Here is a 14,393-nt window from a genome sequence, read left to right as displayed (position 1 = left end):
GACCGGCCACGTGAGAGCGGACATTCCGTTGCAGTCTGGCGTCGACACCTCGAAGCTCGATTGGCTGGTGGCGCTCGACTACAAGGACCTGTCGCTGGCCAAGCCGTTCGAAGGCCAGGCAGTGACGCAGGCCAACGGTTCGATCACTGTCGAGCCCAATCGGGCCGTGATCTCCGCCAAGGCGCTGCTGAACGGCATTCCAGCCGAGCTCGACCTGATCGAGCCGCTCAACAATGCCGGGCCGCCACGCAGCCGGAAAGTGGCGCTGGTGCTCGACGACAAGATGCGCGCAACCGCCATGCCTGGCCTGTCGGCGCTGCTTTCCGGAACCATCAAGGTTGCGATCGACAAGAGCGGCGGCAGCAACCAGACTGTTTCGGCGGACCTGACCAACGCCAGGCTGGACATTCCGTGGGCAGGCTGGAGCAAGGGACCCGGCATTCCAGCCAAGGTCACATTTGCCATGACCAAGTCCGGCGACACCACGACGCTGTCCGACTTCGACCTGGATGGAAAGACTTTTTCGATCGACGGCGGCGTGGTGCTGGTCAACGGCGCCCTGTCCTCGGCGCGGTTCAGCAAGGTCACGTTGAACCGGGGAGACGACGTTGCCGTGTCGGTGAAACGATCGGGCAAGGGCTACGCTATCGACATCAGCGGCAACGCGCTGGACGCGCGCTCGCTGATCAAGCAATTCACGTCCGATGTCGACACCGCCACCAAGGCCACGGGTTCCGACGCAATTTCCGTCAGCGCCGATGTCAATTCCCTGACCGGCTTCCACAACGAGACACTGTCGAACCTGAAGCTCGACTACAGCGCCGCCGGCTCCAGGGTGAACGGGCTCAGGGTGAGCGCCACGGCAAGTTCGGGTGCTGCCATAAGCATCAGCAATACGACCGGCGCCGGCAGGCGCGCCCTCAACATGACGTCGGCCGATGCCGGCGCCATCCTGCGGTTCCTCAACATTTACGAGCATATGGAGGGCGGTTCGATCACACTGGCGCTCGCGGGGGCAAGCGATGGGCCGATGAAGGGCCAGGTCGATTCGAGCAACTTCTTCGTGGTCAACGAGCCGAAACTCGCCTCGCTCGTATCGACGACGCCGGCCGGCGACAGCCGCAGCCTCAACGAAGCCGTCAAAGCCAATATCGACACGTCGAGAGTGAAGTTCGAGCGCGGCTTTTCCGAGATCGAGAAGGGCGCCGGCTATCTCAAGCTGGCCAATGGCGTGCTGCGCGGTCCACGCATCGGCACCACCTTCCAGGGCACGCTCTACGACCGGAACAACAACATGGACATGACCGGCACGTTCATGCCGGTCTATGGCCTCAACCGCATCTTCGGCGAACTTCCGCTTTTCGGCGCGCTGCTCGGCAATGGCCGCGATCGCGGCCTGATCGGCGTGACCTACCGGCTCAGGGGCGATGCCAACAAACCGAAACTGGACGTCAATCCGCTGTCGGTGATCGCGCCCGGAATTTTCAGGTCGATCTTCGAGTATCGGTGAGGTCAAACCGCAATCACTTCAAGCGACCGAGTCTTGACCCAAAGCGGACTCTAGCTCGCCCCGGCTGAATAGACGACGGTTTCCGCGCACGTAAGGAATGGCAGCTTTGCGCCCAATGTCGGCCGTCGAGGCAAGCTTTGCCACTTTCCGTAAGCAGACATTGCCGGCATACATATTGAGGTCGCGGTTTCCTTCCCTGGAGGCTTTCCGACGCCGGCCCCCTGCCGGAGGACAGGCTTTCGCTTGGGCCGGCATCCGAAACCCTACACATGACCGGACGTTCCCGGCACCTCTCCAAAGCGGGCGTTCGCGCTAGCGGGAGTTGCCCCAAGGGGTAGTCCAACTTCTGGCGGTCCCACAGCCTAGCCCTGGACGGTCTTACTCCGCCCGCACACTCGGCACCTATCGCCGTGGTCATCGGCTCGCACTGACTTGCGTCAATAGACGGGGCAGCCGCGCTCGCGGCCGAAAGTCAGATAGACGCGCTCACCATCGCGCGACCGACCGCGCACTTCGATGGTGCGACGACCCGCCGAGACGATGCGTGCCCGTCGGACACCTATCCGCTCGGCCTTGTCGAGCGCTTGGCCTTCCGTGCAGCCGCGACGAACGACCCGCTGCTCGACATAACGATCTTCGTAGCAGTCATCGTCTTCGTAAGGATCGCAACGTTCGCGCGTGCGCAGTTGCGGGCCATCGCGGCCGATGCTGAACTCGAATTCTTGTGCCGCGGTGGAGCCGGTAATCAGCGGCAAGCCCGAAATGCCCATTGCCAAGGCAAGGACCGTATTGATCAGGAAATTGCGCATAGTCGGTCCTCCGTTTAACACCACAACGATTTGGGAGGGCTTGGGTTTCAGCAGACCACGTGGTTTCTTTGGGGCATGGGGATAATCTGGAACCGTCTATCGGCAGCGGTTCCAGATTTCGATAGCAAAGTGCGACACGCAGCTCGGCCTGCGCTGAGCAAGGGCGGCGCTTACAGACCAGCTAGCTGATTGATCTTCGCTGCCATGATGAAATCGTTCTCGTGCAGGCCTCTGATCTTATGGGTCTGCAGCGAGATTTCCGCGTAGCCCCAGCCGAAGCAGATTTCCGGATGGTGCCCTTCCTCTTCCGCCAACCGGCCGACCCCGTCGACGAAGGTGAGTGCTTCCCGGAAATCCGCAAACTTAAATTTGCGGCGTATCAGGTGTCCGGCCTCCAGAAGATTCCAGCCGGGCGTCTGGGAAAGATATCCGCTGGCTTCCTTCTCGGTCAGCGGCGGTATGCCGCCGCGGCAAGGTGTACAGGTTTTCTGGGCAATGCTCTCTGCCATGACGATCTCCCCTTCTTGTTCCAAGTGGAGCGACCACTGTTTACCGCACTCGATATTTGCTCGCATAGTGCTTACGGAGAAACTTGCGAATCTGATCGGCAAGGCGCTTGTTGTCCGTCTCCCTCGGCCGATCGCGGCGCTTTTGTCGACTCGGTCGATCGGTACCCCGGCTCCGTTTCGGGTGTTTGTTCATCTCAGATCATCAGCGGCAACGGGGCCGTCTTCCGTTCAGAGACGATCTCGACCGGGTTCCGATCGCGAGCCCGAACCGAGGACGCTCTCTGACCACCAGCGCCGGCGACTGGCTGTATCGCCCGGTCAGGCCGGCCAGCAGACCTACCCCATCGATCGCTTCATCGACGGATTTGCGAAAATCCATTCCCACACAACCGTTATGGCGCAGGTATTGTGAACGGCAAGCTCAAGCCCGAACAGAACCGGTTTGCGCCGCCGATCCTAGCCGCCGGATTAGTCAGTAGACGGCGAACTCGCGCCCCATGTCGGCCGTTGAGGTGATGTTTGCTGCGGCCCGATGCAGACGTTGCGACCACCCTGAACATCGCCGTTGCGCCAACACCTGACATTGCTCGTAGATACAGGAAGGTCGCGATCAAGCCCACGCAGGCCCTCAGCAGGAAGTGCCACCTAAAGGTTCTGATTTCTGGCGAACCGCTCTATCGGTGGAAAAAAAACGTCGAGAGTCGGGCTACCGATCTTCCTCGCTGCGAATGGGGGACGAATCGATCGACCGTCGGTGACCTAGTATTTTTAGCTTTATTCTGCCTATGGTTCGTGTCTCAACTTAGTGGGCAGCGGTGCGACCGAGGGCTAGAACCTGCACATGCGGGAATCACACGGCCAACTCGAAGCTAGGATTGAGCTTCTCACGTTCGAGCTCAACGAAGCCCTCGAACGCGAGACGGCGACCGGCGAGCTGCTTCGCGTCATCGCCTCGTCGCCGACCGATATCAAGCCGGTCCTCGACGCTGTGGCGGCGAGCGCCGCCCGTCTTTGCGACGCCTACGACGTGATCATCCGGCTCAAGAAGGACAATATGCTCCATCTCGGTGCGCATTCGGGCCCGATTGCGGTCGACGAGGCGCCGTGGCCGCTGGAGCGCGACCGGGTAATGGCGCGATCGGTGATCGATGCGAGGACCGTGCAGGTCGAAGACCTATCCGAAGCCGGGGCCGAATTCGCGGCAGGCCGGGAAATGGCCATTCAGTACGGCTTTCGCACCATTCTGGCGACACCTCTCGTGGGCGATGGAAGAGCGATCGGTGCGATTAGCCTGCGGCGAAGAGAGGTGAGACCGTTCAGCGACAGGCAGATTGAGCTTCTGAAGACCTTCGCCGACCAGGCCGTGATGGCCATCTCGAACGTGCGGCTGTTCGAAGAAGTGCAGGCGCGGACGGCCGAACTCAGCGAAGCGCTGGCTCAGCAGACCGCGACGGCCGACGTGCTCAAGGTAATCAGCCGGTCGGCCTTCGACCTTGAACCCGTACTGCAGACGCTACTCGATTCGGCGATCCGCCTGGCCGGCGGTGATATGGGCGCGATCTCACTGCGCGATGGCGATTGGCTACGGGTCATGACCGGGACCGGTTGGACCGATGAACTTCGCGCTTATGAGAAGAGCCATCCACACCCGATCGGGCGTGGGACATTTCAAGGTCGAGCCGCCCTCGAAGGGGCAACCGTTCATGTGCCCGACGTGTCCAAGGATATGGAATACAAAAGGCCGGAAGCGGCTACCATGGGCGATTTCCGCGCGGCCCTTTCGGTCCCCCTCAAGCGAGGCCAAGAGGTGATCGGTGTCTTCGGCATGGCGAGACGAACCGTGGGGCCGTTCTCACAACGCCAGATCGAACTTGTGGAGAGTTTCGCCGACCAGGCGGTCATCGCGATCGAGAACGTGCGCCTGTTCGACGAGGTGCAGGCGCGCAATCGCGAAGTGACCGAGGCCCTGGAGCGCGAGACCGCGACGGGCTCCATCCTGCGCGTCATCGCGGCGTCGCCCACCGACATCCAACCGGTTCTCGACGCCGTCGCTGAAAGCGCCGCGCGTCTCTGCGATGCCCATGACGCGACAATCTATCTGCGGCAGGGCGATCGTTTGGCGGTCGGGGCGCATCATGGGCCAATTCCGGTCGACGACGCCGGGCTGCCTGTCGCCCGTGACGTGGTCACCGGTCGCGCGGTGCTCGACCGGGCACCGGTCCATGTTCATGACCTGACCGAGGCGGGTGTAGACTTTGCGACTGGTAGGGCAATGGCCCACCGGCTCGGCTTCCGCACCATCCTTGCGATCCCACTGCTGCGTGACGGGGAGGCGGTCGGAGCGCTGATGATCCGGCGCATCGAGATGCGGCCCTTCACCGACAAGCAGATCGCGCTGCTCAAGACTTTCGCAGACCAGGCCGTCATCGCCATTTCCAACGTTCGGCTGTTCGAGGAGGTTCAGGCGCGGACGAGGGATCTGCAGGAAAGCCTGGAATACCAGACCGCCACTTCCGACGTGCTCGGCGTGATCAGCCGCTCGCCGGCGCAGGCGCAGCCGGTCCTCGACACCATCGTAACGACCGCCGGCCACCTCTGCGAGGCGGACTATGCCTATGTCTACATGCGCAAGGATGACGGGAAATATCATCTGGTGGCGGCGCACCCGGCGGACGCCGCGCAGATCGACTACTGGCGCGCCAATCCGGTCAGCCTCGACCGCGGCACGACCACCGGACGCACGGCATTGGAGCGGCGAACGGTGCATATCCCGGACGCGACCGCCGACCCGGCCTATACGCGCTCGGAATGGATCAAGCTGAGCGACGCGCGCACCTTTCTTGGCGTACCGCTGTTGCGCGATGGCGATCCGATCGGCGTCATCGCGGCGGCGCGCAGGCGCACGGTGCCCTTCTCGGACCGCCAGATCGAACTGATCACGACCTTCGCCGACCAGGCGGTGATCGCGATCGAGAACGCCAGGCTGTTCGAAGAGGTGCAGGCGCGGACGGCCGAACTGACCGAAGCGCTTGCTCAGCAGACCGCGACGGCGGACGTGCTCAAGGTTATCAGTGCCTCGACATTCGATCTCAAGGCGGTGCTTCAGACGCTGATAGAATCCGCGGTGAAGTTATGCGGGGCCGAACTGGGTGGCATATATATGCTCGACGGCGACGTTTACCGCATATCCGCTTCGCATGGGGACTCGCCTGAGTTGAGAGCCCATGAGGAAGCCCATCCCAATCGGGTTGGCCGGGATTCCTGGGTTGGTCGCGCCGCATTGGAAAGGGTGGTCGTTCATGTCCCCGACGTGACCCTGGACTTGGAGTATGGTACTCCAGATGTGCCAAAAATAGGAAAGTTCGCAGCTGGATTATCGGTGCCGTTGTTGCGCGAAGGGATCCCGATTGGTGTCTTCTCGATGGCGCGTGCAAAGCCAGGCCCGTTTTCCGAGCGCCAGATCGAACTCGTTCAGACTTTCGCCGACCAGGCCGTCATCGCGATCGAGAACGTCCGCCTGTTCGAGGAAGTGCAGCAGCGGACGCGGGAGGCCACCGAGGCGCTAGAGTACCAGACGGCGACCAGCGATGTGCTTGGCGTCATCAGCCGCTCGCCCACTGATGTGCAGCCGGTGTTCAACATGATCGCGCAAAGTGCCGCCCGTCTGTGCGAAGCGCAGTTCTGCTTTGTCTACAGATATGATGGCCAGCTTCTGCATTTCGTCGCGCATCACGGCATCACCGAAGAAAGCGTTGAGATCGTACGCAACACCTTTCCCGTGGCACCTACTCGCGGCAGTGCCGCCGAACGGGCGATTCTCTATCTTGAGGTGGCGCAGATCCCGGACCTCACCTTGGATAGTGAGTTCACGCATCGCGCCGCGGCGGCTTTCTCGGGCCTGCGCAGCGTTGTCGCCGTGCCGGTGCTGCGTGACGGCCTGCCCATCGGTTGCATAGCAGTCGGGCGTGCTGAGACGGGCTTTCTTGCCGCCAAGCAAGTCGAACTTCTGAAGACCTTCGCCGACCAGGCCGTGATCGCCATCGAGAATGTCCGCCTGTTTGATGAGGTCCAGGCGCGCACGGCGGAGCTCAGCGAGTCGCTCCAGCAGCAGACGGCGACCGCAGATGTGCTGAAAGTCATCAGCGCATCCGCCTTCGACCTGCAGACGGTGCTGGACACTCTCGTGGAATCGGCAGTCCGGCTGTGTCGCGCGGACAAGGGTTGCCTCGAACGAATTATCGATGGCAGGTTCGAATATGCGGCCATCACCGGATTTCCCCCGGGCTTCAGGGAGTATGGCGAAACGCACCAGACGGAACCCGGCCGCGGATCGGCTGTGGGGCGCGCTGCCGAAGAACTGCGCGTCATCCAGATCGAAGATGTCACCGTGGACCCCGAATATACACATTCGGCGATTGCCGCGGTCGGCGGCATGAGCACCGTCCTTGCAGTGCCGCTGCTTCGTGAAGGCGAACTCCTTGGCACCTTTGCCATGATCCGCACCGAGGTGCGGCCCTTTAACGAGAGGGAAATCGAACTGGTCAAAACCTTCGCCGACCAGGCGGTGATCGCCATCCAGAATGTGCGCCTGTTCGACGAGGTGCAGGCACGTACCGCAGATGTCAGCGAGGCGCTGAGGCAGCAGACGGCGACGGCGGATGTGCTGAAGGTGATCAGCCGCGCGGCTTTCGACCTGCCCACCGTGTTGAACGCTCTGGTCGAATCGGCCGCCAAGCTGTGCGGAGCAAGCTATGGCGGAATCTTCCTTCGTTACGGCAACATGCTGCGTGGCCGCGCCACTATCTCCGAAAGAAAAACCGATTGGATGATGGATCATCCGATCGCAATCGACCGCCGGTGGCTTTCGGGACGCGTAGCCCTCTCGGGTAGTATCGAGTACATACCCGACGTGGAGGAGGATGCGGATTTCAATCTGCAGGAATTCCGGGCAATCACCGACACAAGGGCGCTGATGGGTGTTCCGATGCTCAGAGAAGGCAAGGTCGAGGGCGTGTTCTTCCTCGGGAAGATGGAGCCGAATTCATTCACTTCGCGCCAAGGCGAACTTGTGCAGACGTTCGCCGACCAAGCCGTGATCGCGATCGAGAACGTCAGGCTGTTCGATCAGGTGCAGGCGCGCACTGAGGAACTGTCGCGCTCGCTGGACGACCTGCGCAAGGCCCAGGATCGGCTCGTGCAGACCGAAAAGCTCGCCTCGCTCGGCCAGCTGACCGCGGGTATAGCTCACGAGATCAAGAACCCGCTCAACTTCGTCAACAATTTTTCCTCGCTGTCCGGCGACCTGGTCGTGGAGTTGCGCGAGGCGCTGCAAGGCGCGGCGATTGACGACAAGATCCGCGCGGAGATCGATGAGTTGTCGGACATGCTGAAGGGCAATCTCGACAAGGTGGTACAGCACGGCAAGCGCGCCGACTCGATCGTCAGGAACATGCTGCTCCACTCGCGCTCGGGCTCGGGCGAGCACCGGCCGGTCGACATCAATGCCGTCGTGGAGGAGAGCTTGAACCTCGCCTATCATGGCGCCCGCGCCGAGGGGAAAGGCTTCAACATCATGTTGGAAAGGAATTTCGATCCAGGCGCCGGCGAGGTCGATCTCTTTCCGCAGGAGATCACCCGCGTGCTGTTGAACCTGATCTCCAACGGCTTTTACGCGACGACGAAACGGCGGGCGGCTGAAGGCGAAACGGGTTACGAGCCGGTGTTGGCGGCATCGACGAAAAGCCTGGGCGATGCGGTCGAGATCAGGATCCGCGACAACGGCACCGGCATCCCGTCGGAGGTGAAGGAAAAGATGTTCAACCCGTTCTTCACCACCAAGCCGGCGGGCGAGGGTACGGGGCTCGGCCTGTCCTTGAGCCACGACATCGTCGTGAAACAGCACGCAGGCACCATAGAGGTCGACACCGAGCCGGGCGCCTTCACCGAATTCCGCATCGTCTTGCCGCGCGGGGCCGCGACGCTCGCCAAAGCAGGAGGCAACGCTTGAGTCTGCTCATCCTGGTCGTGGACGACGAGCCTGATGTGGAGGTGCTGTTCAGACAGCAGTTCCGGCGCGATCTTAGGGTAGGACGCTTCGCCATGGCCTTCGCGCTTTCGGCGCCGCAGGCGCTCAACGTAATCGAGGCAGCGGACAGCGCCTCGCTCATCCTCATCCTGTCGGATATCAACATGCCGGGCATGAGCGGCCTGGAGCTTCTGCCGAAAGCGAGGGCGTTGCGTCCCGATGTGCCCGTGATCATGATCACCGCCTATGGCGACGCAGAGACCAATAGGAAGGCGCTGGAAAACGGCGCCGAGGCACTATTGACGAAGCCGCTCGATTTCGTCGCGCTACGCGGCGAGATCGACGTTCGCGTCGGGTTCGCGGCATGACGGCGCTGATCCTGGTCGTCGACGACGAGCCGGACCTGGAGCCGCTGGTCCTGCAGAAATTCCGCCACCAAATCCGCGACGGCGCCGTGAGCTTTATCTTCGCCCGCGACGGCGTCGAGGCGCTCGACCTGATCGCCGCCAATCCCGACATCGAAATGGTCGTTACCGACATCAACATGCCGCGCATGGACGGGCTGTCGCTTCTTGCGAAGCTCCAGGACGCCGAGGAGCGGCTGTCGACCATCATCTTGTCGGCCTATGGCGACATGGCCAACATCCGGACCGCAATGAACCGCGGGGCCTTCGATTTCCTGATGAAGCCGATCGATTTCGCCGACCTCGAGACGACTATCGCCAAGACGCTGAGGCACCTTTCCCTTCTGCGCGACGCGCGGGGCAGGCAGGTGGCGGCCGAGCGCGCGCACGCCTCGCTGTCGCGCTACTTCTCGCCCAACCTCGCCGAGCGGCTCGCCGGCGACGCTGGCGAGCTTGCCGGGCAGCGACGCGAGGTGGCGTCGCTCTTCACTGACATCGCCGGCTTCACTGCGCTGGCGGAAACGCTCGACCCGGCGGTACTGGGCGAACTCCTCAACGCGTACCTCGCCGGCATGACCGAAATCGTTTTCCACCACGAGGGCACGGTGGCCAAGATCGTCGGGGACGCACTGCATGTACTCTTCGGCGCGCCGGGCGAGCAGCCCGACCATGCCGCCCGCGCGGTCGCCAGCGCGCTTGACCTCGACGACTTTTCGGAAGACTTCCGCGCCGGCTGGCGCGCCAGGGGCGTGGCGCTCGGCCCCACCCGCATCGGCGTCCACGCCGGGCCGGCGATCGTCGGCAATTTCGGCGGCGCCCGCTTCTTCGACTACTCCGCCTATGGCGACACCATCAACATCGCGGCGCGGCTGGAAGCCGCCAACAAGCAACTAGGCACCCGTATTTGCGTGAGCGAGAGCGTCGCGAGGCAAGTTGTGAATTTCCGAGGGCGGCCGGTGGGTGACCTCGTGTTGAGAGGACGAACGGAGTCGCTGCGCGCTTTCGAGCCACTGCGGCCTGAGCAATGCGACGACCTCGCGACAAAGGATTACCTCGCCGCCTTCGCCAAGCTGGAAGCCGGCGACCCTAGTGCGGTCACCTCGTTCGCTGCTGAAGTAGGCAGGCGCGCAGAGGACCAGCTTGCGAGCTTCCACTTGAAGCGATTGCTGAACGGGGCGACAGGTCCGCGGATCAACATGGATTGATCGAGCCTACATTCAAATGTCCGCTTCCTCTCCCTTCGATCTCCTTGAGGCTCGTTCCGAAATTCTTCAATACATGAACGGCATCGGCGGGCGCGCCGATCGTGGCGATGGCGCACCTCGGGAACATCCTTGGCCATCGCCAGGGACTGCCGCACCCTCCGATCGAATAGCCGATCAGCAAGGACGGTGCTCGGTAATGATTACGCAGATAGTCGACGGTCGAACGGAGGTCAGCGACATTCGAGGAGAAATTCGTCGGGGCGAATTCGCCCTCGCTCGATCCCAAGCCCGTGAAGTCGAAGCGTAGGACAGCGACTCCTTCGCGAGCGAGCCCAATTGGTTGAGAAGCACCATCCGCTCGTCCATCCGGAGGACCGGGCAATCTATATCGAAGGACTTCGCAAAGCCGGCCTCGGATGAGGCGAAGCGTCAATCGCTGCCCATTCCGAATTAGCAGCGCTCGTTGAACGAGTGCCCCCGCCCTCTCTCTATCGCTTCTCGGGCCCTTTTCTTCCAGCCCGTCCGACTTGGGTGAGATTCGGCGGCCGCCTCATCCAGGCGAATATCTGCTTTTCCACCTTGGCTGCACAAAGCGGACTGGCAGCCTTCGGCCCCGAACAAGACGTTCGGTGCATCGCCCTGAAGCGTCCGCAAGTGGTGCTACCTGCTCGTTCCGATCGATGAGACGAATGGCAATATTCACCCATCTCGGCCATTCTCAGTAGCCACCTGATTAAGTTTTACTTAGGCCGTGATCCCGAACCGAAGGTCAGCGCAGCAAGAAACCGGTTTTTCGGAAAAGATCGTGGCTAACGGAGCCCCATCCCGATTCTATCGGAGTGGATCAGGCTCTGGTCAGACCGGCCGCACCAGAACGTGTTTTTTCTTGCCGAGCGACAGCTTTACGACCTCTTCCGGGCCAAGATCCTGAAGCGTCACCACCTTGCGATCGTCGGACACCGGCTGGTCGTTGAGGCGCACGGCGCCGCCCTGGATGTGTCGCCGCGCCTCGCCGTTGGACGCGGCAAGTCCGGCGATGACGAACAGCGACAATATGCCGACGCCACTTTCCAGATCGGCCCTGCCCACTTCGACAGTCGGCAGCGTGTCGGCGGTAACACCTTCCTCGAACGTTTTGCGCGCCGTCTCTTCCGCTTGCTCGGCGGCGGCACGGCCGTGCAGCAGCGTACAGACTTCAGTCGCTAGGATCTTCTTCGCCTCGTTGATTTCGGAGCCGCCAAGCCGTTCCAAACGCGCGACCTCGTCCAGAGGCAGCGTCGTGTAGAGCTTGAGAAAGCGGCCGACATCGGCGTCCTCGGTGTTGCGCCAGTATTGCCAGAACTCGTAAGGCGACAGCATTTCGGCATCGAGCCAGACGGCGCCTGAAGCCGACTTGCCCATCTTGGCGCCGGACGAGGTGGTGAGCAGGGGCGTGGTCAGCGCGTAAAGCTGCGCGCCCTCCATGCGATGGCCGAGATCGATGCCGTTGACGATGTTGCCCCACTGGTCGGAACCACCCATCTGAAGCCGGCAGCCGAGACGCTTGTAGAGTTCGACGAAGTCATAGGCCTGCAGGATCATGTAGTTGAATTCGAGGAACGACAGTGATTGCTCGCGCTCGAGCCTGAGCTTGACTGAATCGAAGGCCAGCATGCGGTTGACGGAGAAGTGCCGGCCGACATCGCGCAGGAAGTTGACGTAGTTGATCTCCATCAGCCAGTCGGCGTTGTTGATCATGATCGCGTCGTTCGGGCCGCTGCCGAATTTGAGGTACGGCATGAAATTGCGACGGATGCCGGCAAGATTGTCCTCGATGTCCTGCGGCGTCAGAAGCTTGCGTGCCTCGTCCTTGAACGACGGATCGCCGATCATCGAGGTCCCGCCACCCATCAGCGCGATCGGCCGGTGACCAGTCTGCTGCAGCCAGTGCAGCATCATGATCTGGATCAGCGACCCGGCATGCAGGCTCTTGGCGGTCGCATCGAAGCCGATATAGGCGCTCACCGTTTCCTTGGCGAAAAGCTGGTCGAGGCCGGCATCATCCGAAATCTGGTGGATGAAACCGCGCTCGCTCATTATGCGCAGGAAATCGGATTTGAAGACGGACATTTTTTCTTTCCCGAAAGCGCCCAACCGCAGCGGATCGAGCGTGGCATGCGTGAACGCGGGCGTTTAGCATCCAAGCGCGATCAGCAAAAGGGGAATCCGGTTTTGCGGCCCGCGCGGATGGCGGGCGGATGCTTGCTTCATCGTTTGGGCTGGCGTAATGAGGCGCCGCGCCAGCGGGTTCTTGCAGCACTTAACCCGCTGGAACGGCACCGCACGGCATCGAATCGAATGCCATATCCTGTGACAGAGCCCGACGCGACATGCCGGAGATATCCATCATCATTCCTTGCCGGAACGAGGCGGCGAACCTGCCGCTTCTGCTCGATGAGATCGGGGCGGCGATGGCCGGGCGCGACTTCGAGGTGATCGTCGTCAACGATGGCTCGACCGACGAAACTGCTTCGGTCCTTGCCGCCCAGGCAGCACTTCGGCCGTTTCCGCTTCGCCACCTCCGGCATGAGAAATCCGCCGGCCAGTCGCTCTCGGTGCGTTCAGGCGCATGGGCGGCCCGCGGCGATATCGTCGCTACGATCGATGGCGACGGCCAGAATGATCCCAAATATATTCCAGTGCTGGTCGACGCCCTGCGGCAGGCCGGTCCCGATTTCGGTGTTGCGCAAGGACAGCGCCTGAAGCGCCGCGACAGCAGGATCAAACAACTGGCATCCCGTTTTGCCAACTGGCTGAGAAAGGCCATCCTGCATGACGAGACCCGCGACACGGGCTGTGGCCTGAAGGCGATCCATACCGGTATCCTTAGGAAATTGCCGTTCTTCGACGGCACGCACCGCTTTGTTCCGGCGCTCGTCATCCAGGAGGGGTATCGCGTCGTGCATTGCGACGTCGTCGACCGTTCTCGCCGCCACGGTAAGTCGAATTACGGGATTTTCGATCGCGGCCTGCAAGGGGTGCTTGATCTCGCCGGTGTCTGGTGGCTGCGCCGTAGGCGCCGGAGAATGCCAAAAACAGAGGAAATCAGGCATGGCTAACGTGCTTCAGGAATTGGCGATCTGGCTTCACGAGGTCTTCGTCAAGCAATTCGATGCGTGGGTTCTGCTGGGCTTCGTCGCTCAGTTCTTTTTTTCGATGCGCTTCGTCGTGCAGTGGATCGCATCGGAAAAAGCCAAGCGCAGCGTCGTGCCGATCGCTTTCTGGTTCTTTTCGCTGTTCGGCGGCAGCCTGCTGCTGATCTATGCCATCCAGCGGCAGGATCCGGTGTTCATCGCCGGTCAATCCATGGGCATGTTCATCTATGTCCGCAATCTCTGGCTGATTGCCAATGAGCGCAAGGCGGCGATGACGAAGGTCGACTGAGCGACCTGCCTCCGTAAGAAGCAACCGAAGAGGCTGACGTGGCGAGCAGGAACTATCTTTTTCTCTTCCTGTTCAGCCTGCTGATGACGATTTCGGGACTGGCGGCCATGCCGCCGCTCGACCGCGATGAGCCGCGCTTCGTCCAGGCCACCAAACAGATGGCCGAGACCGGCGACTATGTCGACATTCGCTTCCAGGAACGCTCACGCTACCAGAAGCCGATCGGCATCTACTGGTTGCAATCGGCAGCCGTCGCGCTGAGCGGCGAGGGCACCGAGGCGCCGATCTGGGTGTATCGACTGGTCTCGGCGCTGGGCATCGCCATTGCAGTTGTGGCGACGGCCTGGACAGGGGCCAATCTTTTCGGCGCCAACGCCGGTCTGGCCGCCGGCCTCGTCATGGCTGCGATCTTCGCGACGGCTTTCGAGGGGCGTGACGCCAAGACCGACGCGATGCTTTTGGCCTGCTGCGTGATAGCGCAAGGCGCGCTGGCGCAGATCTATACGTC

At 61.9% G+C, this 14,393-nt stretch carries 9 protein-coding genes and 2 pseudogenes; 7 read left to right on the top strand and 4 right to left on the bottom strand.

Going from position 1 to position 14,393, the window contains the following annotated elements:
- Nucleotides 1–1,510, top strand: a pseudogene (locus tag EOB36_RS29555) (AsmA-like C-terminal region-containing protein); the annotation flags it as partial.
- Between the two features lie 437 nt (nt 1,511–1,947).
- Here EOB36_RS29555 and EOB36_RS29550 read toward each other — a convergent pair.
- Together EOB36_RS29550 and EOB36_RS29545 are read right to left on the bottom strand one after the other, a co-directional pair.
- Entirely contained in the window at nt 1,948–2,319 is a 372-nt protein-coding gene (locus EOB36_RS29550; RefSeq protein ID WP_095489612.1) for a hypothetical protein, read from the bottom strand.
- A 170-nt stretch (nt 2,320–2,489) separates the two neighbouring features.
- Complete coding sequence (locus EOB36_RS29545; protein WP_095489695.1) at nt 2,490–2,828, bottom strand: 4a-hydroxytetrahydrobiopterin dehydratase; 339 nt, start codon at nt 2,826–2,828, stop codon at nt 2,490–2,492.
- Nucleotides 2,829–3,669: 841 nt separating this feature from the next.
- Between EOB36_RS29545 and EOB36_RS29540 the strand changes: the two genes are divergently transcribed.
- The 3 genes from EOB36_RS29540 to EOB36_RS29530 are packed head-to-tail and all read left to right on the top strand — an operon-like array spanning nt 3,670 to nt 10,462.
- Nucleotides 3,670–8,835 carry a GAF domain-containing protein gene (locus tag EOB36_RS29540; RefSeq protein WP_128286264.1) on the top strand — a complete coding sequence of 1,722 codons (5,166 nt, stop codon included), beginning with the start codon at nt 3,670–3,672 and terminating at the stop codon, nt 8,833–8,835.
- Nucleotides 8,832–9,221 (top strand): response regulator, encoded by a 390-nt coding sequence (locus EOB36_RS29535; RefSeq protein ID WP_128286263.1) that lies wholly within the window; start codon nt 8,832–8,834, stop codon nt 9,219–9,221. Before EOB36_RS29540 ends, EOB36_RS29535 begins: the two co-directional genes overlap by 4 nt.
- On the top strand, nt 9,218–10,462 hold the full coding sequence (locus tag EOB36_RS29530) for an adenylate/guanylate cyclase domain-containing protein (RefSeq protein WP_095489609.1): 1,245 nt from the start codon (nt 9,218–9,220) through the stop codon (nt 10,460–10,462). The genes EOB36_RS29535 and EOB36_RS29530 overlap by 4 nt, the downstream gene beginning before the upstream one ends.
- 34 nt (nt 10,463–10,496) lie before the next feature.
- On the opposite strand, the pseudogene EOB36_RS35495 reads toward EOB36_RS29530, so the two are convergent.
- Both EOB36_RS35495 and tyrS read right to left on the bottom strand, forming a co-directional pair.
- Nucleotides 10,497–10,799 (bottom strand): annotated as a pseudogene (locus tag EOB36_RS35495) (alpha/beta fold hydrolase); the annotation flags it as partial.
- 518 nt (nt 10,800–11,317) lie between these two features.
- Nucleotides 11,318–12,571, bottom strand: coding sequence for a tyrosine--tRNA ligase (tyrS, locus tag EOB36_RS29520; protein ID WP_128286262.1), 1,254 nt, complete (start codon nt 12,569–12,571; stop codon nt 11,318–11,320).
- Between the two features lie 260 nt (nt 12,572–12,831).
- On the opposite strand from tyrS, the gene EOB36_RS29515 reads away from it, so the two are divergent.
- The 3 genes from EOB36_RS29515 to EOB36_RS29505 form a co-directional block, all read left to right on the top strand.
- Complete coding sequence (locus EOB36_RS29515) at nt 12,832–13,560, top strand: glycosyltransferase family 2 protein (protein ID WP_128286261.1); 729 nt, start codon at nt 12,832–12,834, stop codon at nt 13,558–13,560.
- A complete protein-coding gene (locus EOB36_RS29510; protein WP_095489606.1) occupies nt 13,553–13,885 on the top strand; it encodes a lipid-A-disaccharide synthase N-terminal domain-containing protein in 333 nt (110 codons plus the stop codon). The genes EOB36_RS29515 and EOB36_RS29510 overlap by 8 nt, the downstream gene beginning before the upstream one ends.
- 83 nt (nt 13,886–13,968) lie before the next feature.
- Nucleotides 13,969–14,393 (top strand): glycosyltransferase family 39 protein (locus EOB36_RS29505; protein ID WP_128286265.1); only part of this gene is annotated, 425 nt, incomplete at its 3' end.

The sequence above is a fragment of the Mesorhizobium sp. M6A.T.Cr.TU.017.01.1.1 genome (genome assembly GCF_004023115.1).
Lineage (GTDB): Bacteria > Pseudomonadota > Alphaproteobacteria > Rhizobiales > Rhizobiaceae > Mesorhizobium > Mesorhizobium mediterraneum.
This window is presented reverse-complemented; position numbering and strand designations above follow the sequence as displayed.

Bases quoted from the DNA above. Each gene is read 5' to 3' on its own strand.
- EOB36_RS29550 (WP_095489612.1), bottom strand. From the start codon at position 2,319: ATGCGCAATTTCCTGATCAATACGGTCCTTGCCTTGGCAATGGGCATT.
- EOB36_RS29545 (WP_095489695.1), bottom strand. From the start codon at position 2,828: ATGGCAGAGAGCATTGCCCAGAAAACCTGTACACCTTGCCGCGGCGGC.
- EOB36_RS29540 (WP_128286264.1), top strand. From the start codon at position 3,670: ATGCGGGAATCACACGGCCAACTCGAAGCTAGGATTGAGCTTCTCACG.
- EOB36_RS29530 (WP_095489609.1), top strand. From the start codon at position 9,218: ATGACGGCGCTGATCCTGGTCGTCGACGACGAGCCGGACCTGGAGCCG.
- tyrS (WP_128286262.1), bottom strand. From the start codon at position 12,571: ATGTCCGTCTTCAAATCCGATTTCCTGCGCATAATGAGCGAGCGCGGT.
- EOB36_RS29515 (WP_128286261.1), top strand. From the start codon at position 12,832: ATGCCGGAGATATCCATCATCATTCCTTGCCGGAACGAGGCGGCGAAC.
- EOB36_RS29510 (WP_095489606.1), top strand. From the start codon at position 13,553: ATGGCTAACGTGCTTCAGGAATTGGCGATCTGGCTTCACGAGGTCTTC.